Origin of the sequence: Paucibacter sp. XJ19-41 (assembly GCF_028462495.1) — a bacterium.
In the GTDB taxonomy this organism is placed as follows: domain Bacteria; phylum Pseudomonadota; class Gammaproteobacteria; order Burkholderiales; family Burkholderiaceae_C; genus Roseateles_E.
Genome location: NZ_JAQOWX010000112.1, coordinates 1 through 18,646, shown reverse-complemented (window position 1 = coordinate 18,646; position 18,646 = coordinate 1). Strand labels below are relative to the sequence as shown.

At 67.7% G+C, this 18,646-nt stretch carries 11 protein-coding genes; 6 read left to right on the top strand and 5 right to left on the bottom strand.

What is annotated here, in order from left to right; all coding sequences use genetic code 11:
• Positions 1-3,075 (top strand): PAS domain S-box protein (locus PO768_RS22690; protein WP_272647867.1); only part of this gene is annotated, 3,075 nt, incomplete at its 5' end.
• A gap of 52 nt (positions 3,076-3,127) precedes the next feature.
• Positions 3,128-3,718, top strand: coding sequence for an ANTAR domain-containing response regulator (locus tag PO768_RS22685; RefSeq protein WP_272647866.1), 591 nt, complete (start codon positions 3,128-3,130; stop codon positions 3,716-3,718).
• 4 nt (positions 3,719-3,722) lie between these two features.
• On the opposite strand, the gene PO768_RS22680 is transcribed toward PO768_RS22685, so the two are convergent.
• Positions 3,723-5,426: a sensor histidine kinase gene (locus PO768_RS22680; protein WP_272647865.1), complete on the bottom strand. Its 1,704-nt coding sequence runs from the start codon at positions 5,424-5,426 to the stop codon at positions 3,723-3,725.
• A gap of 171 nt (positions 5,427-5,597) precedes the next feature.
• Between PO768_RS22680 and PO768_RS22675 the strand changes: the two genes are divergently transcribed.
• From PO768_RS22675 to PO768_RS22660, 4 genes are all read left to right on the top strand, one after another.
• Entirely contained in the window at positions 5,598-8,006 is a 2,409-nt protein-coding gene (locus PO768_RS22675) for a PAS domain-containing hybrid sensor histidine kinase/response regulator (protein ID WP_272647864.1), read from the top strand.
• Positions 8,006-10,252 carry an EAL domain-containing protein gene (locus PO768_RS22670; RefSeq protein WP_137943270.1) on the top strand — a complete coding sequence of 749 codons (2,247 nt, stop codon included), beginning with the start codon at positions 8,006-8,008 and terminating at the stop codon, positions 10,250-10,252. The genes PO768_RS22675 and PO768_RS22670 overlap by 1 nt, the downstream gene beginning before the upstream one ends.
• A 14-nt stretch (positions 10,253-10,266) precedes the next feature.
• Positions 10,267-12,156 (top strand): GGDEF domain-containing protein, encoded by a 1,890-nt coding sequence (locus PO768_RS22665; protein WP_272647863.1) that lies wholly within the window; start codon positions 10,267-10,269, stop codon positions 12,154-12,156.
• Between the two features lie 699 nt (positions 12,157-12,855).
• A complete protein-coding gene (locus PO768_RS22660) occupies positions 12,856-14,415 on the top strand; it encodes an ATP-binding protein (protein ID WP_272647862.1) in 1,560 nt (519 codons plus the stop codon).
• A gap of 194 nt (positions 14,416-14,609) precedes the next feature.
• On the opposite strand, the gene PO768_RS22655 is transcribed toward PO768_RS22660, so the two are convergent.
• From PO768_RS22655 to flhF, 4 genes are all read right to left on the bottom strand, one after another.
• The gene (locus PO768_RS22655; RefSeq protein ID WP_272647861.1) at positions 14,610-15,953 is read right to left on the bottom strand and encodes a methyl-accepting chemotaxis protein; all 1,344 of its coding nucleotides are present in this window, start codon (positions 15,951-15,953) and stop codon (positions 14,610-14,612) included.
• 70 nt (positions 15,954-16,023) lie between these two features.
• Entirely contained in the window at positions 16,024-16,737 is a 714-nt protein-coding gene (locus PO768_RS22650) for an RNA polymerase sigma factor FliA (RefSeq protein ID WP_272647860.1), read from the bottom strand.
• Positions 16,738-16,756: 19 nt separating this feature from the next.
• Positions 16,757-17,563 (bottom strand): MinD/ParA family ATP-binding protein, encoded by an 807-nt coding sequence (locus PO768_RS22645; protein WP_137943277.1) that lies wholly within the window; start codon positions 17,561-17,563, stop codon positions 16,757-16,759.
• A gap of 12 nt (positions 17,564-17,575) precedes the next feature.
• Positions 17,576-18,646 (bottom strand): flagellar biosynthesis protein FlhF (flhF, locus tag PO768_RS22640; RefSeq protein WP_272647859.1); only part of this gene is annotated, 1,071 nt, incomplete at its 5' end.

Genomic DNA, 18,646 nt, shown 5'->3' with positions numbered 1-18,646 from the left:
CGTCCGAACCGGGCCCTGGCCCGCTCGCTGGCGCGCGCGGTGGCCATGCCCGACGAATTCCGATTGATAGACGGCAGCGGCCGCGAGCGCTGGATGCGCTGCACCCGGCACCGGCTCAGCGCCGCCGACGCGCCCGAGCTGAGCCTGAATGTGCTGCAGGACCGCACCGCCGAGCAGGCCGCCCGCGAGCAGGCCGAGCGCGCCCAGACCGAGATGGAGCAGTGGTTCGAGCTGAGCCCGCTGCCCATGGTGCTGTTCGACGAGAGCGGCCTGCTGCTGCGCACCAACAGCGCCTTTGCCGAGCTGAGCCTGGCCAATCCGGCCAGCCTGCACGAGGCCGCGCCGGCGTTGCAGCAGCTGCTGGCCTGGAGCGCCGGCCGCCCACTGCCCGAGCTGCTGCAGGCCCAGCAGACCCTGCAGACCCAGGCCATGCTGATCGACCCCTCGGGCCGCACCCGCTGGATGCAGGGCCGGCTGCGGCCGCTGAGCGGCTCGGCCACGCAGACGCAGCGCCGCTTCATGGCGGTGCTGGAAGACCGCAGTCTGGAGCAGGAGCGCGACCTGGCCCATCAGCAGCTCGACGCCTTGATGGACACCGCCGGCGTCGGCCTGGCCACCTTCCAGCAGGACGCCGGCTGGCTGCGCCCGCGCAGCGGCAGCAGCAGCGGCGAAGGCAGCAAGCGCAACAGCCTGGCCGGCCTGCAGGGCGTGGGCCGCGACATCGTCGAGCCCGATTCGCTGCCCGAGTTCGAGCGCCTGCAACGCGCGCTGAAGACCGGCGACCGGGTCGAGGTGCGCTATGCGGTGCGCCATCCCGAGCTGGGCCGGCGCTGGCTGCTGACCCGGGTCGAGCCCGGCAAACTGGCCTCGGGTCAGCGCACCACCTCGGTCGTGACCCTGGACGTGACGGCCCAGCAGCAAGCCGAGCGACGCAACGAACAGCTGCTGCGCGAGCTCTCCACCATCATGGACAGCTCGGGCGTCGGCATGGCCTATCTGCGCGGCGCCCAGCTGCTGCGCTGCAATGGCGGCTTCGAGCAGATGCTGGGCCTGGACAGCGGCACCGCGCCGGGCACGCCGGTGGCGCGCCTGTTCGCGGCCCTGCCCAGCCTGGCCGAGCAGGTGCAGAACGCGCTGTCGGCGCTGGACGCCAGCCAGAGCTTCGAGGCCGAGTTCGTCCAGGTCGGTTCGGACCGCTGGCTGTCGCTGAGCCTGCGCAAGGTGCAGGGTCCGGCCGACGAGGCGGTGGCCGTGATCAGCGACATCAGCCGGCTCAAGGCCCAGCAGGCCCAGCTGGAAACCCTGGTGCAGGACCGCGAGCTGATGTTCAGCCTGTCCGATGTCGGCATGGCCATCCTGCGCCAGGGCAAGATCGCCCGCGCCAACGAGGCGCTGGCCAGCATGAGCGGCTACCGCATCGGTGAGCTCAACGGCCTGGACCACCGCGAGCTGTTCGACTCCGAATTCGACTACGAGCGCCAGAACCAGGCGATGCGCCAGGCGCTGGCCAGCAGCGGCCAGTGGCGCGGCGAGCGGCGCCTGCGCCGGCGCGACGGCGCGGGCCTGTGGATGCAGGTCAGCAAGCGGGTGATGCGGCCCGGCGCGCCGGACGAGGGCCTGATCGCGACCTATGTCAACGTCGACGACCGCTGGCGCGCCCAGCAGTCGCTGATGCTGCAGACCGAGCGCGAGCGCGCGGTGCTGGACTCGGTGCTGGTGGGCATCGTCACCGTCGGCCGTGGCGGCATCGAGTGGATGAACCGCTCGGCGCGGCGCATGTTCGGCGGCGACCTGATCGCCTTCGCCGGACAGCCGATGAGCATGGTGGCAACCCCTGACCCCGATCACCCCTTCCGCCAGACGCACTACCTCGACGAGCTGACCGAGGGCCAGGCCGAGACCTTCGAGTGCCGGCTGAAGGCGCGCGACGGGCGCGAGTTCTGGGTGGTCGGCAATGCGGTCGTGACCGGCGCCGAGCACAGCGGCCGCCAGCTGACCTATGCGCTGCTGGACATCGAGCGACGCCGCCAGGCCGAGGCCCAGACCCTGCAGGCCCAGGTCTCGCTGCGCCGCATCATCGAGGCCGCGCCGCTGGCCATCAGCCTGCACGACGCCAAGACCCTGGCGGTCGAGCAGATCAACCAGGCGGCCGCCGCGCTGGCCGGCCGCAGCGAGGCCGAGCTGATCGGCGCCAGCCCCGAGATGATGTTCGGCGCCGATCAGGGCGCCATCATCCGCAGCGATATGGAGGCGGCGCTGCGCGTCGACGATGTGACGCAGCGCGAGTACCGCATCAGCCTGCGCGGCGAGTCGCGCGTCTGGGACGCCCGCTATCTGCACCTGGCCGATGTGGCCGATGCCGGTGGCCTCAGCGAGCCCGAGCAGCTGCTGCTGGTGGCCAGCGACGTGACCGAGCACCGCGCGGCCGAGGAGGCGCGTCTGGCCGCCGCGATCGCGCAGCGCGAGCTGCTGGTGCGCGAGGTGCATCACCGCATCAAGAACAATCTGCAAGGCGTGGCCGGCCTGCTGCAGCAGATCGCCTCGCGCCGCCCCGAGGTGGCCGGCGTGATCAGCGAGGCGGTCGGCCAGGTGCAGGCGATTGCCCAGGTCTACGGCCTGCAGGTCGGCTCGACCGGACCCTTGCGCGTGCGCAAGGTGGTCGAGGCCATCATCGGCTCGGTGCAGCGCATGTCGGGGCGCACGATCGCGCTCAGCATCGAAGGGCCGCTGGCCGAGGACGTGCATCGCTGGGCCCTGCCCGAGGCCGAGTCCATCCCGATCGCATTGACCCTCAACGAACTGCTCAGCAATGCGATCAAGCACGGCAACCAGCAGGCCCTGCACTGCGCGCTGGTCTGCCAAACCGACCGGGTCAGCCTGCGCATCATCAATGAGGGCCGCCTGCCCGAGGGCTTCAAGCTGGCCAATGTGCCCGGCGGCGTGTCCGGCCTTGGCTTGGTGCGGGCCCTGCTGCCGCGGCGCAGTGCCAAGCTGAGTCTGGAGCAGGCGGGCGATCAGGTAGTCTGTCAGGTCGATCTGCTGCCGCCCAGTGTCAACCTGATGACCCCCTTGTGAGTTGAGTGACAATGCGTCAAACAGCGCGTTGCGCGGGCGAGGGGACTTCCTGGTGAGTTCAAAGGGCAAGATTCTTGTGGTCGATGATGACCGGCTGGTGCTGGCCACCCTGACCCATGGCCTGGCGCAGGCCGGCTACGAGGTCATCGACGCCGACAACGGCGACGACGCCATCCTGCTGGCCCGCGAGCACCGCCCGGACCTGGCCCTGCTGGACATCCGCATGGAAGGCATGAGCGGCTTCGATGTCGCCGCCTATCTGCGCGAGTACCTGCAGCTGCCCTTTATGTTTCTGTCGGCCTTTGCCGATGAGGAGACAGTCGCCAAGGTCAAGGCGCTGGGCGCGGTGGCCTATCTGGTCAAGCCACTGGACATCCATCAGATCGTGCCGGCCGTCGAGGCGGCATTTGCGCACCGGCCCGAGCGCAGCGCCGTGCCGCCGCGCCCGCTGCCGCCGCTCGAATCGGTGCTGGAGCAGGTCGTGCCGCTGGCGGTAGGAGTCCTGATGCACCGCTACTCGCTGTCGCGCCAGGAGGCGCTGGTGCGGCTGCAGAAGCTGGCCGACTCGGAAGGCCGCGCGCTGGCCGACTCGGCCCTGCGCCTGATCGAGGCGGTCGAGCTGCTGGCCTTGCCCGGCCGCTGAGGCCTCAGCGTGCCAGCGTGAAGTAAAAACGCGCGCCCTGGCCGACCTCGGACTCGGCCCAGATCTCGCCGCCATGGCGGTGCACGATGCGGCGCACCGAGGCCAGGCCGACGCCGGTGCCCTGGAAATCGCTGGCGCTGTGCAGGCGCTGGAACACGCCGAACAGGCGCTCGGCAAAACGCATATCGAAGCCGGCGCCGTTGTCGGCCACCATATAGACCAGCTCACCGCCCTGCTGCTGGCGCTCGAAGCTGATCTCGGTGTGCTCGCACTTGCCGCTGTACTTCCAGGCATTGCTGAGCAGGTTCTCCAGCACCATGCGCAGCAGGGTCGGATCGCCCTGCACCAGCATATCGGGCTGGATGCGCACCAGCGCACGGCGCTCCGGCGCGGCCCGACGCAGCTCCTCCACGACCAGCGCGGCCAGCTGCGAAAGATTGACCGGCTGGCGCTGCAGCGGCTGGGCCGCCAACTGGGTCAGCGACAGCAGCGCATCGATCATGCTGTTCATGCGCGTGGCAGCCCCCATCACGCGGTCCAGATGGTCGTTGCCGATGCGGTCCAGCAGGCGACCGTAGTCCTCCTTCAGGATGCGGGCAAAGCCCTCGACCACCCGCAGCGGCGCGCGCAAATCGTGAGAGACCGTGTAGCTGAAAGATTCATGCTCGGCCCGCGCGACCTCGGCCGCCTCGACCGCCAAGGTGGCCGGCACGGTGTCCAGCGCGCCCTGCGGCCACAGGCTCAGCAGGCTCATGCCGGCATGACCTGGCACCGGCGACAGACACAGCCACCAGGGCCCGCAGGCCAGGCCGGTGGCCGCGCCGGGCGCCAGAGCGGTCTCGCGGATCTCGGCCGGCAGCCCGTCCAGGCAGGCTAGCCAGGGCTGGTCGCGCAGCTGCTCGGCCGGCCGCCCCATCAACTGCGCCGCCGCCGCGTTCAGGTCCGCCAGCTGCGGGCTCTGGCCGGCCGGTCCGCGCAGCAGCCAGGCCGGCCCCGGTAGCGATTGAATCCAGCCGGTGTCGAAGACCTCGCGCGGCGCCGGCGCAGCGAGCAGGCCGGCGGCCTGCTGGTCCTGCAGCACCGGTGAACTCCGCGGCGAGGTCTGCGGCGAACTCAGCGGCCGCGCCGTGCCGATATGCCCGGCAAATCGGCCCTGCCCGTCCAGGCAGACCTGGGCCCGCAAGAGCCAGCGGCCCGAAAACTGCGCCGCCGCGCCGCTCTCCAGGCGCGCGCAGACCTCGACATCGTTGAACGGCGCCTCCTCCTGCAGACGCTGCAGCAGGCTGGCATGGCCCTCGCCTTCGGTCAGCGCGAAACGCTCCCACAGGGTTTCGGTCGCAGCCGCGCCCACCCAGCTGGAAGCCGGGGCCGCCTGCGGCGCGCGCCAGCGCACCAGATGGTGCTGCGCATCGGTCTGCCACTGCCAGTCGCTCTGCAGCTGCGAGAGCAGCTGGGCCTGACTGCGCGCCTCGCGCAGTGCCTCGCCCAGGCGCTGGCGAGTCAGACGCACGCCGATGTGCCAGCCCAGGGCCGCCACCGTGAGCAGCAGCAGGCCCAGGGCCAGCGCGCCACCGAGCAGCAGCCAGGACTGGCCATGGCTAGACGCGTCGGGCCAGGCCAGCCAGGCCAGCAGCAGCGCCGCCAGCGCAGCGGCACCCATCCACGGCCAGCGGCGCGAGGCGGAGCGAGCGTCACTGAGGCTGTTCATGCGCTGCATTGTATGTAGGCGCCCGAGGGGCAAGATCGCCACCAAACAACACTCAAGTCTGCGCGTCCGAGGTCGATAACCGACGCAAGATCCGTCGAGCCTTGCCCCGCGCCGGCCCTGCAATCAGCGCGCCACCAATGACAGCCAGCATGAAACCGCCGCCGCCCCACCATGAGCTTGCTTGAGGTCGACGACGTCGACGCCCAACCGGGCTGGCCCGCGCTGCTACCAGCGGGCGATGTCCAGGCCCTGACCGACCAGCTGCCGATCGGCCTGCTGGTGCTGGAGACCGGCCAGGGCCGGCTGCTGCACATCAATCGCGAGGCCGAGCGTCTGCTGGGGCTGCGCCGTGGCCAGGTGCTGGGCCGGCCCGCCGCACAGGCGCTGCCGGCCGCGCTGGCCGAGCTGTGCCAGGCCGCGCGCTGGCGTGCGCTGGAGAACGGCCACCATGCACCGCGCGAGGGCCTGCGCCTGAACACGCCGCTGGGCCCGCGCTGGCTGCAGCTGCAGCGCAGCCTGATCGCCTGGTCGGGGCTGCGCCGGCCGGCCGGCGTGCTGAGCCTGCAGGACGGCAGCCAGCAGCGCCAGCTCGAGCGCGCGCTGCAGGAGAGCGACACGCGCTTTCGCGAGGTCACCGAGGCCGTCAGCGAATGCCTGTTCGTCACGACACCGGACTGGGACCGGCTGCACTTCAGCTCGCCGCTGCTGCTGGACCTCTTGGGGCTCAGCACGGTGGACCTGAGCCAGGGCCCGCGGCTGTTCGAGCAGCGCATCCATCCCGAGGACCGGGCTTTGTATGCGCGCCGCCTGCCGGCCCAGGCCCAGGGCGAGGCCAGCGATATGGTGCTGCGCATCCAGCATCCGGCCAAGGGCCTGCGCTGGCTGCGGCTGCGCTGCCGCCCGCAGCGCCACCCCAACGGCCAGGACCTGGTCTACGGCATCCTGGCCGACATCAGCGACGAGCATCAGCGCCATCGCGAGCTGGCCCAGGCGCGCGATCAGGCCGAGGCCGCCAGCCTGGCCAAGAGCGAGTTCATGGCCAATATGAGCCACGAGATCCGCACGCCGCTCAACGGCATGCTGGGCATGACCGAGCTGCTGCTGGGCACCGAACTCAAGCCGGCCCAGCGTGTCTATGCCGATGCGGCGCTGCGCTCGGGCCAGGACCTCTTGCGCCTGGTCGACGGCGTGCTGGACTTCGCCAGCGCCCAGGCCGGCCGGCTCGACATCGACAGCCTGCCCTTCGACCCGGCGCAGCTGGCGCGCGACTGCCTGCTGCCCTTCGAGGCGCAGGCCAGTGCCAAGGGTCTGCAGCTGAGCTTGGACGACAGCCTGAAAGAGCCGGTCGGGCTGCCCGCCCTGGTGCTGGGCGATGCCGGCCGGATCCGCCAGGTGCTCGACGAGCTCTTGATCAACGCGCTCAAGTTCACCCGCAGCGGCTGGGTCAGGCTGGGTCTGGCGCTGCGGGACGGGCGGCTGTGCTGGAGCGTCAGCGACTCCGGCGTCGGCATGAGCGCGGCCGCGCTGCCGGCCATGCTCAAGCCCTTCACCCAGGCCGATGCCAGCCTGGCCCGCCCGCATGGCGGCACCGGCCTGGGCCTGGCGATGGCCGCCGAGCTGGCCCGGCTGATGGGGGCCGAGCTGCAGGCCGACAGCAGCCCCGGCCTGGGCTCGCGCTTCACGCTGAGCCTGCCGCTGCGGCTGCCGCCGGACACCAGCGGCCAGCACGGCGCGCTGGTGCTGGTGGTCGAGGACAACCCGGTCAACCAGCAGGTCAGCGCCGAGATGCTGGCCCGGCTGGGCTGCCGGGTGCAGGTCTGCGCCGACGCGGCCAGCGGCCTGCAAGCCTTGTGCGAACAGCGATTCGATCTGGTGATGATGGACATCCACATGCCCGGCATGGACGGCATGCAGGCGCTGAGCCTGTTTCGGCGCGGTGCCAGCGAGAATCACGCCTTCGTCAGTCCGCCCTCCACCCCGGTGGTCGCGGTCACCGCCAATGCGCTCGAGGGCGATGAGCAGAAGCTGCGCCACCATGGTTTTGATGACTATTTGCCCAAACCCTTCCGACTCGGCCAGTTGCAGGACATGCTGGTCCGTCGTCTCCCGAATGACAATAGGGTCCAGCAGGACGCCGCGCCGACCGAGCCCAAGGACCCACTGATGCCGCGCGATGGAAGCACCATGTCAACTCAGAGCCCCGCCACTCCCGCCACGCCCGTGCTCGACCCGCAGGCCATCGCCCGGCTGCGCGAGCTCGACCCGGGCGGCGGCAACAAGCTGCTGGAGCGTGTCATCGCCGCCTTCCTGAAGTCGCTGGAGCGGCTGCTGCCGGACCTCGGCCAGGCGCGCGCGCACCCCGAGAAGGGCCTGGACCTGGCGGCGGTGCGCCATGTCACCCACACCCTAAAATCATCCTCGGCCAGTCTCGGGGCGCTCAAGCTCTCCAAGCTCTGTGCCGATATCGAAACCATGGCGCGCAACGGTCAAACAGAAGGTTTGGACATCTTGCTGGACGGCATGCATGATGAAGTGGCGCGTGTGCGTGGGGCTTTGAACGAGTTATTGGCGAACCCTTGATGAATGCCGTGAGTCAAAACCTGGATGATGACCTGCCCGAGCAGCCGCGCGTGCTGCTGGTGGACGACGACGAGGTCAATCTCTTGCTGACCGCCATCGCCCTGCGCGAGCGCGGCTTTGACATCACCGAGGCCACCGGCGGCGAGCAGGCGCTGCGCATGATGGCCGAGTGGAGCCCCGACGTGATCGTGCTCGATGCGATGATGCCCGAGCTCGACGGCTTCGACACCTGCCGCCGCCTGCGCGAGATGCCGGGCTTCGAGTCGACCCCGGTGCTGATGCTGACCGGCCTGGACGACGAGGCCTCGATCAACCGCGCCTACCAGGTCGGCGCCACCGATTTCTTCGTCAAGTCGCCGCAGTGGAGCCTGCTGGCCGGCCGGCTGCGCTATCTCTTGCGCAGCTCGCGCACCCGCATTGAGCTGGAGCGCAGCAAGGCGCGGCTGGCGCGCGCGCAAGACCTGGCACGCATGGGCAGCTTCGAGTGGCACCGCGGCTCGGGCGGCTTTGTGCTGGCGGCCGAGGCGCTGCGGGTGTTCGGCCTGGGCAATCACGAGGCGCTGGACTTCATCGGCGCGATGCGCATGGTGCCGCGCGAGGAGCGCAAGCTCTTCCTGCACCTGCTGCGCGATGTGATCGCGCACAACTCGGTGCTGGTGACCGATCTGTCGGTGACCCTGCTGGACGGGCGCCAGCGCGTCATCCATATCGAGGCCGAGCCCGAGTTCAACGAGCATGGCAATGCCAGCGGCTACACCGGCGTGCTGCAGGACGTCACCGACCGCCGCATGGCCGAGGACCGTATCCGCCAGCTGGCCAATTTCGACGCGCTGACCGGCCTGCCGAACCGCCGCCAGCTGATCTGGCGCACCGAGCGGGCGATCGAGCAGGCGCGCCGCATGGGCCATGAGGTGGGCCTGCTGCTGATCGATCTGGACCGTTTCAAGGTCATCAATGACACCCTCGGACACGCCGCTGGCGACGAGCTGCTGATCGAGGTGGGCCGACGCCTGCGCGGCTGCGTGCGCCACTCGGACCAGGTCATCGAAGGCATGCTGGAGTCGGTCGGCGGGCGCTCGCACCGCACGCTGGAGGCGGTCGGCCGCCTGGGCGGCGACGAGTTCGTCGCGCTGCTGCCCGAGGTGGTCGACGAGCGCGATGCCGAGCGGGTCGCGCAGCGGGTGCTGGAGGCCTTGCGCGAGCCGATCTTCATCGCCGGCCAGGAATGCTTTGTCACCGCCAGCGTCGGCATCGCGATCTACCCGCGCGACGGCCTGACCATGGCCGATCTGCTGCGCAACTCCGACGTCGCGATGTATGCGGTCAAGAGCCAGGGCCGCAATGCCTCGGCCCTCTACACGCCCCAGCTCTCGGGCCGCGGCCGCGAGAACCTGGAGCTGGAGAGCGCGCTGCACAAGGCCATCGAGCGCGGCGAGCTGGTGCTGCACTACCAGCCCAAGATCGATGTGCGCGCGGCCCGCATGGTCGGCGCCGAGGCGCTGATGCGCTGGCAGCGCGGCAATGTGCTGGTGCCGCCGGGCGACTTCATCCCGCTGGCCGAGGAGACCGGGCTGATCGTGCCGCTGTCCGAATGGGCGCTGCGCGAGGCGGCCCGTCAGGCCAAGGTCTGGCAGCTGAATTTCGGCTTTTCAGACTCGATCGCGGTGAACCTGCCGAACCGGCTGTTCGAGCGCTCCGATCTGGTCGAGCACATCCACCAGTGCGTCAGCGCCTACGGCATCCCGCATCGCGCGATCCAGCTGGAGATCACCGAGACCGGGCTGATGAAGGATCTGCAGAACGTGATCCCGGCCCTGCACCGGCTCAACGAGGTCGGCGTTGAGATCTCGATCGATGACTTCGGCACCGGCTATTCCTCGCTGGCCTATCTGACCACCTTGCCGATCTCCGAGGTCAAGATCGACCGCAGCTTTGTGCGCGATCTGGGCATCACGCCGCAGAGCTCGGCCGTGGTCACCGCCATCATCGCGCTGGCCCGCTCGCTGGGCCTGCGGGTGATCGCCGAGGGCGTCGAGACCTTGCGCCAGATGGAGGTGCTGCACCGCCTGGGCTGCTCGGTGATGCAGGGCTTTCTGTTCAGCAAGCCGCTGCCGCCCGATGATCTGGAGCGCTGGCTGGCCCAGACCGTGCTGCCGCGCAAGGCGCCGTGGATCGCCCAGGCCAGCGCCGAGTTCGGCGCCGAGGCCCAGGCCGCCGCGCGGCCCACCGGCGGCCTGCTGCGCTGAGCGAGTCGCCCGCCATGGACGAGCGACGCCCCACACCACCGCGCGCGGCCAGCACCACCCTGCCACCGGCCCAGGTGGCCAAGGCGGCGCTGCATCGGCTGGCGCTGTCCAAGCAGGAACCGACGCCGGAGAACTATGCGGCCGCCTATGCCGCCGAGTCGGGCGCCGCGCCGCCGGCTGCGGCCGAGGCCCTGCCCGAACGGGTGCAGGCCTTGATGAACAAGCTGATGGCCATCGGCGTGGCCGATGCGCAGAGCCGGCTGGACATCAACAAGCTCTTGCGCGAGTCGCGCTGGGACGAGGCCTTGCGCCGGCTCGAGAAGCTGCAGCAAAGCGACGGGCCGGGCGCCCAGGCCGAGGCCATGGCCGCGCTGATGGAGCGCATGGTGCGCGGCCTGGAGCGCGGCGGCCGGCAGTGGACGGTGGCGCGCAAGAAGGACGGGCTGCAGCGCGTGCTGAGCAGCAACCGCAGCGACCCGCAGCGCCTGCTCGCGCGCCTGCAGCAGCTGGTGCGCAGCTGGGACTCCGATGTCGCCGACGCCAATATCGACACCCAGTTCGACGCCGGGGATGAAGAGGAAGAACCGGGCGGCACGCCCAGCCAGTTCTTCACCGACAGCGAGTTCGGCACCGATCTCGACGCGGCCGCGCCGGCTGCCGCGCCCGCCGCCAACAACAGCGCCGCGCTGCAGGCCTGGGGCGCGATCGGCGGCAGCCTGCAGGGCACGGTCGAGCATGCGCTGCGCCTGCCCGAATCCGATGACGCGATGATCGCCGAGCTGCTGGGCCAGCTGCAGGCCGCCCAGCTGGAGCTCAGCATCCATGGCGCCGATGCCTCGCGTGCCGAGGCGATGGAGGCCTTGTGCGTGCGCGCGCGCCGCCTGCTGGACCACCGCCACCATGTGTTCGGCGCGCTTGGCGGCCTGTGCCGCGAGCTCAGCGCCAGCCTGGTGGAGCTGGCCGAGGATGACTCCTGGGCCCATGGCCAATGCGAGGCGATGAACAACACGCTGGAGCTGGGCCTGTCGGCGCGCGGCGTGCGCTCGGTGGCCGAGATGCTCAGCGGTACGCGCGAGCGCCAGCGGGCGCTGCGCGAGGAGCGCGGCCGGGCCCGCGATTCGCTGAAGTCGCTGATCCACAAAATGCTGGCCGAGCTCGGCGAGCTGGGCGAGCACACCGACCGCTTCCAGCACAGCGTGGGCCGCTATGCCGATGTGATCGAGAAGGCCGACAGCCTGGAGAGCCTGGCCGGCGTGGTGCGCGAGATGGTGGAGGAAAGCCGCAGTGTGCAGTCGCTGGTGCAGCAGACCCAGGCGCGGCTGAGCGCCGAGCACGACAAGGCCAGCAGTCTCAGCAAGCGTGTCAACGAGCTGGAGAGCGAGCTCAAGCGCCTGTCCGACGAGGTGCAGACCGACCAGCTGACCCAGATCGCCAACCGCCGCGGCCTGATCGCCGCCTTCGGCATCGAGCAGGCCAAGCTGGAGCGCCAGTCCGATCAGGAACCCAGCCAGCTGGCCCTGGCCCTGCTGGACATCGACAACTTCAAGAAGCTCAACGACTCGCTGGGCCACGCCGCCGGCGATATGGCGCTGAAGTCACTGGCCGAGCGCGTCTCGGCCTCGCTGCGCCCCGGCGATATGGTGGCCCGCTACGGCGGCGAGGAGTTCGTGCTGATGCTGCCCAACACCCCGCTGGACGAGGCCCAGCAGGTGCTGACGCGGCTGCAGCGCGCGCTGTCGATGGCGCTGTTCATGCACGAAGGCAAGGACGTCTTCGTCACCTTCTCCGCCGGCGTCACCCCCTACCGCCCCGGTGAAACCCTGGAAGCTGCGCTCGACCGCGCCGATGTGGCGCTGTATGAGGCCAAGCACACGGGGAAGAACAAGGCGTGTGTGGCGCCGTGAGGCGTGGGGTTGGCGGGCGAAATCCGCACGCAGTGAGAAGGGTCAAGGCGAGACGCGAACCCTGCTAATGGCTGCCGGATGTAGACCGACTCTGCTGCTTCACCAATTCTGACGACCAAATTATTGGCATCTAGGTAATTCCGAGCATCTGGTCGAGGTGCAAGTTACGCGAACATCTTTGCGGCTTTAGCGCATTTGGATGACCGGCGATAGGCACAAGGACGGGGGGCGATCAGAAGACGCCGTACCGACGGTGTAGACCGCCTGTAAATCGAGCTTGCAAAAGGGTTAGGCTATGTCGCGACACGTCCGGGAGACTGTGCTTGAACTCCTATTGGAGTACGTCCTCATAACTTTGCCTGTCCTAGTATATGTAAGCTTGGAGGCCCTACATCATCAGAGCGTTGCTTACCTAACAACGTCTCCCGAATGGTCGGTAGCTACTATGTTTTTGCTGCTGCAGACGTTCAGGTTGCAAAACAAGGGGGCAGCCTCGGTCCTATCCAGACAGTTCGGTGAACTACTAGTAGTGGCGCTTTTGATATTCGTGATTGCTGCAAGTATCAACCTCTACATGTCGATGCATACGACTCCCTTGACCTGGGGGCTTATCGCGACCAAGTGGACACTTTTCGTGGCAGCGAGCATCGTGTTTGTTTACATCGCAGGAGCAGCTATCTACGCCCGAGGACTTAAGCTATGAGCACATCTTCTGCGCTACCTGATACCCCAAGGAGCAAGCGCCCTTTAGGAAGCGATGCCGCAGAGCGAGACACACGATTTGATGAGCACTTCGTCCGCACTCCAAAGTTCGCCAGGCTTTCGCATGTCGAATGCGCTATCGTCATCGGCGCGAAAGGCAGCGGAAAGACGGCGTTGATGAAGGCACTAGCAAGCGTCTATCGCGCTAACTTCCGAGCGGTTCACTCCGTCAAACTCAATGAGCTGAAATTCGGACCACTTTTTACGTCGATCAAGCGCCTACATGATGCCAGCGACCATGGCGTGGTAGCGATCGCTCGATCAATGTGGCAAAACGTTATCGCTATTTATTTACTTGAGGGGGCGCTTGAGTCAGGCTTGCTGCCCAAACGATTACGCACTGACATTAGGAAATATCTGCTCAGTGTTGGCCACCTGAACACCCAAGCGACCGAAAAGCTCAACAGCCATTTGGAGCGGGTTTGGCAACTCATAGTCAATTGGTCCGGCAATGACCAGGTCCCGACCAAGCTCGCACATGGACTGAATGCCAAGCAGCATTCACTCATCTCGGCATTCCCGGGTGACGAGCGTCTGGAGAAACTCTTGGCGCAGGTGCTTCAGCAGCACAGTGCTGAAGCAGACAAGCCATTTCTTCTGTGCTTTGACGGACTGGACTCGGTGGTCGAGCACTCTCTCGAGTCACGAGACATACTTTTCGCTGGGCTGATTGACGCCGCCTACAAATGTGTGACAGATCCGATCTTCCAGCAGCAACTCTCACTCAAAATCCTGCTACCCAAGGAACTAGCACACAACGCACGTCGCCACCTTCGAGATCTCGACAAGATTGAGCAGTACATGGAACCAATTCATTGGGACCGGGAGAACTTGGCAGAGTTCATCCGAAAACGTCTGGAGGATCATCTAAAGGCCAAGGACCGCTCCTTCGAGGAAGTCTGGCGGGAGTTTTTTCCGGACAAAATTCGCAACGAGGCTCATGGCATCGACGAGGATTCGTTCTACTACATACTTCGTCACACGCTTTACCGGCCTCGACAACTACTGCTGCACGTACAGTGGCTACTAGACAAGTGGGACATAAAGCCGAATGCATCATTTCGCATCGATCCTACCTTCGTAATGAAAACAGTAAGTGATCGCAACAATAAGCTGAGCGAGTACGTAGTTAATGAACTGCGACTAGACTTCCCGAATTTAGATCACTTCCTTCGTTCCTTCAAGGGCGTGTCTTGCACCCAGCGCTGGTCCGAAGTGAAATCCAGAATGGAAATGCACTTGGGCGTACAAGGCGAGGAACTCGATGCAAGCTTCACCGACCTATATAACTACGGTCTGTTCGGCATCCTTAAGGAGGCGTCTCAACGGGAATCTCGCAATATCGGCCGCTTCGAGTTTGGCTTCATGACACCCGAAGTTGACTCGAACGTGGCGAGCCAACTGAACGACCAATCAATGATCGCGCTTGCACCGATGCTGAAAGAATATAGCGGCTGTAGGACTTCAATCTGCGGGGTCGTCGTTCCGGTGGAGTGAATTTCGGAGATTTGATAGTCACCAATAACATCCCCAACCTGCTTGAAGGTCTTAGTCGATACTCAAAGCCATGGACTTCTGCATTGATAACATGACTTTCACAAAGCAGCCTTTGCCGACTTGCCGCGGGCCGCGGGCCAGCATAGCGCCCCGGTAAAGCGCAGCCGGAACGGCGGCGGCGAAACTAAAGCCCCTCAAAAATTAAACGCCAACCTCAATCCCCCCCAATGCCGCCCCGCCACCATGATCGGTGCGGCGACTTCCTTGAGGAGGACGAAGCGGCCGCCGCCCATGTCGCGGCGGTAGGTCTGTAGCAGGAAGGGGCGCTGGTTGCGGGCGGAGGCCAGGCCGGTGCGGTCGTTGAAGATGCGGCGGTAGCGGCTGTTGGCGGTGTTCCAGACCACGTCGCCACTGCGCTGCGGCTGGTTGTACTTCTTGTTGTGGGTGGCCACATAACCGTTGCGGTCCACCGCGATGCAATACACCACCTTGTCGCTCAGGCTCAGCAGCCGCTCCTGCACCGCCGGGAACAGGCGGTCGGCCAGCTCGGTGAAGGGGGTCAGGTGTTGCGGCGGGTTGCTGCCGTTGATCGGGCGGTAGTGCTCGTCGAACAGTTGCTCGATGCGGATCGCGCCGGATGCCACCGCCTGCTCCAGCAGCGCGGCGATCTCGGCGGCGGCCTGCTGGGCGCCGCGGATCAGCGGCGAGTCCTCGACCTCGACGCCGGACTCGGCGATCTGCTCGATCAGCTCTTCCGACAGGCGCAGAAAACGCTCGCTGCAGGCATAGGCCTTGCTTAGGCCGGCCACGGCCTGCTTGACCTCGCCCTCCAGCACGGCGGCGCGCTCGTTCAGGCTGGCCGTGGTCAGGCGGCTCTGCTCGGCCGAGCTCGAGATCAGGCCGACATCCTTCTCGACATCGCCGAAGGCCGCATGGATGCTGCTCTTGCCGGCGTGGGCATCGTCGCTGGCCAGTTCGCGGCTGAAGGCGTCGATGCGCGCGTCGAGCGCCGCGATCGAACCGATGATGGATTTGGAGGAGGCCTCGACCCGGCCCGCCAGGTCCTTGACCGCATCGGCGACGACGCCGAAACCACGCCCGGCCTCGCCGGCGCGCTTGGCCTCGACCGAGGCATTGAAGGCGACAAGACGGGTCTGCAGCGCGATCTGGGTGATCTGGCCGGCGGCGTCCGAGACATCGCGCAGGGTCTGGACGATGCCACCGACCTCGGCGCCGACACCGGCCAGCGCGCTGCGGGCGCGACCGACCGCCTCGCGGGTCAGCCGGGTCGAGTCACCGATGGCTTGCTGGGATTGCTGGACCTGGCCCAGCTGGCCGGCCAGGGCCTGCATGGCCTGGCCCTGGGCCTCGACGATCTTCTGGGTGTCTTCGAGCACGCCACGCACCTCGGCGGCATCGCGGCCCAGTGTCGAGACCGAGCGCGACAGGCGCTTGACCACCTCCAGGCCGGCGCCGGGCGCGGCCGGGCCAGGCTCGGGCATTGCAGCGTCGGGATGCCGACGCAACCAGTCGAACATGCTGAGTCCCCTCCGGCCGCATCGTGTGGCGGCCTGCCGTCGGTGCCGCTCGCGGCGGCGTCGTTTTGTCTTACCAGTCGCGCAGCTTAACGCGCAAACGGGCGATCGACTGGCTGTGCAGCTGGCAAACGCGCGACTCCGTGACCTTGAGCACGGCCGCGATCTCCTTGAGATTCATGTCGTGCTCGTAGTACATGCTCATCACGAACTGCTCGCGCTCGGGCAGGTTCTTGATGGCCGCCACCAGGGCCTCGCGCATGCGGTGGTCCTGCAGCAGGGCCACCGGGGTGTTGCTGTCGTCGACGACATGGCGGTCCAGATAGTCTTCGTCGCCCTCGTCGCCGCTCATGTCCTCCAGAAAGACCAGCTGGGTGCCGCGCACCTTGCCGAGCAGTTCCTGGTACTCGAGCAGGCTGATGCCCATCTCGACCGCGATCTCGCTTTCCTGCGGCGCCCGGCCGAGCTTTTGCTCCAGCTTGTGAACGGCGCTCTCGATCGAGCGCTGCTGGCGGCGCGTGCCGCGGCTCATCCAGTCGCCGCCGCGCAGCTCGTCGAGCATGGCGCCGCGGATGCGCTGGGTGGCAAAGGTTTCAAACTGCACGCCCTGGCCGGTGTCGAAGCGGCTCAGCGCATCGGTCAGGCCGATCAGGCCGACCTGGATCAGGTCATCCAGCTCCACATTGGCCGGCAGCTTGGCAATCATCTGATGCGCCAGGCGCCGCACCAGCGGGCTGTACTGCTTGATCAGGGAGGAGTTATCGAGTCGACCTTTGGCGGTGTACATCATCTGCTCCAGCGACTGTTCAAACGGCGGCCATGGCGGCACGTGCGCCGCGCAGCATCGGCCGCAGCGGCAAGGTGTCGGCGGCGGATTCCAGCAAGGCTCCGGGCGGCGCGGCCATCAGCAGCTCGCGCGCCAGATGGCGCAGCTCGGGTGCCATCGGCGCGCTGGCCGGCTGGCGAGGGTCCAGGCAGGCCCAGTCGCGCAGCACCGCGCCGAGAAAACCGTCGGCGCAGCTGCTGATCTGCTGGGCAATGCGCTCGGCCAGGCGCAGCTGCGGCGGGCAGGCCAGCAGCAGGCTGTAGACCATCAGGCCGGCACGCTGGGTCAGCCACTTCATGCCGGCATAGGCATGGGTGACGCTTTGCGAATCGGTGTCGGCCAGCAGCACCGGGCGCAGCTCGCGCTGGGCCACCATGCGGGCCAGCTCGGCCGCGCTGGCATGCAGGATCACGACATCGGCAAAAGGCGCCGCGTCGGTGACCGCTTCGAGAAACTGGGCGGCCGAGCCATGGGCGTTGATATGGCGCAGCGGCAGGCCGCGAGCGGCCAGATAGGACACCTGATCGGACAGGCGCTCGACGCAGGCGGCCAGGTCCACCGCCGCCAGCTCGGCCGGCTGCGGCGACAGCTCGCCGGCATCGACCACCAGCGTGTGCAGACCCAGCTCGGCGAAGGCGGCGCACAGGCCTTCCAGCAGCGCGCCGCCGTTGACCACATGGGGGTTGCTCAGCACCGGGATGAAGCGCACGCGCGAGGCCGCGAACAGGCGGCGCAAGCCGTCGGCCTGGTCTTGCGGGGCGGTGTGGCGATAGGAGTTGCGCATCATGATGGGTGGGGCTCAGTAAGCGCCGAAGGCGGCCGGACGGGCGGCCTGGGCGTTATTGGCGGCGGCCAGCGCGGGGCCTCCGGCGAAGATCAGGTTCACATCGGCGCTGTCGACGCGCCAGGCCGGGGCGGCGGCATTGCGCAGCGCGCGCTGCACCAGGGCCGGGGCCGACAGGCGGTGCCAGTCCTCGGGCACGCGCTGGCCGTTGGTCACGCCCAGCACCTTGAGCTTGTGGCGTATCAGCGTGTCCAGCGCCGGGGCCAGCTTGACGGCCTCGTCGATCTTGGACAGCACCACGCCCATGCATTCGCTGGCGCGCCAGGCCTGGGCCACGTCCTCGATGGTCTCGCCCTGCTGGGCGGCGTTGAGCACCAGGATCTTGCGCAGGCTGGGGTGCGACAGCATGTCCAGCAGCTCGGTGGTACGGCTGTCGCGCTGGGCCATGCCGGCCGTGTCGATCAGCACCATCTTCTTGCCCGACAGCAGCTCCAGCAGGTCTTCCAGCGAGGTGCGGTCATGGGCGGTGTGCACCGGCACGCCGAGGATGCGGCCATAGGCGCGCAGCTGCTCGTGGGCACCGACGCGGTAGGCGTCCAAGGTGATCAGGCCCAGCTGGCCGGCGCCGTGGCGGGTCGCGAAGGCGGCGGCGATCTTGGCCGAGGTGGTGGTCTTGCCGACACCGGTGGAGCCGATCAGCGCGAACACGCCGCCCTGCTCTTCCAGCGCCGGGTTCTGCTCGTCGGTCTGCAGATTGCGCGACAGCACATTGGCGGCCCAGCTGCTCTCGTCGGCGGTCTGCTGCTTGAAGTCGGCCGGCAGGCCTTCGACCAGCTTGCGGGTCAGCGCGGGCGAGAAGCCGGCGTCCAGCAGCTTCTGCGTCAGCCGGGCCTGGGCCGGCTGGCGCTGCAGCTTCTCCATGAAGGCCAGCGCGCCGAAGCGCTCCTCGATCAGGCCCTTCATCGAGCGTAGCTCGTTCATCATGTCTTGCTGGTCGCGGCGGCTGGCGCCGGCGCTGGCCGCCAGATCGGGCACGGCCGGGGCGCTGACGCGGATCTCGTCGCGCAGCACCGGCGGGCTGCGACG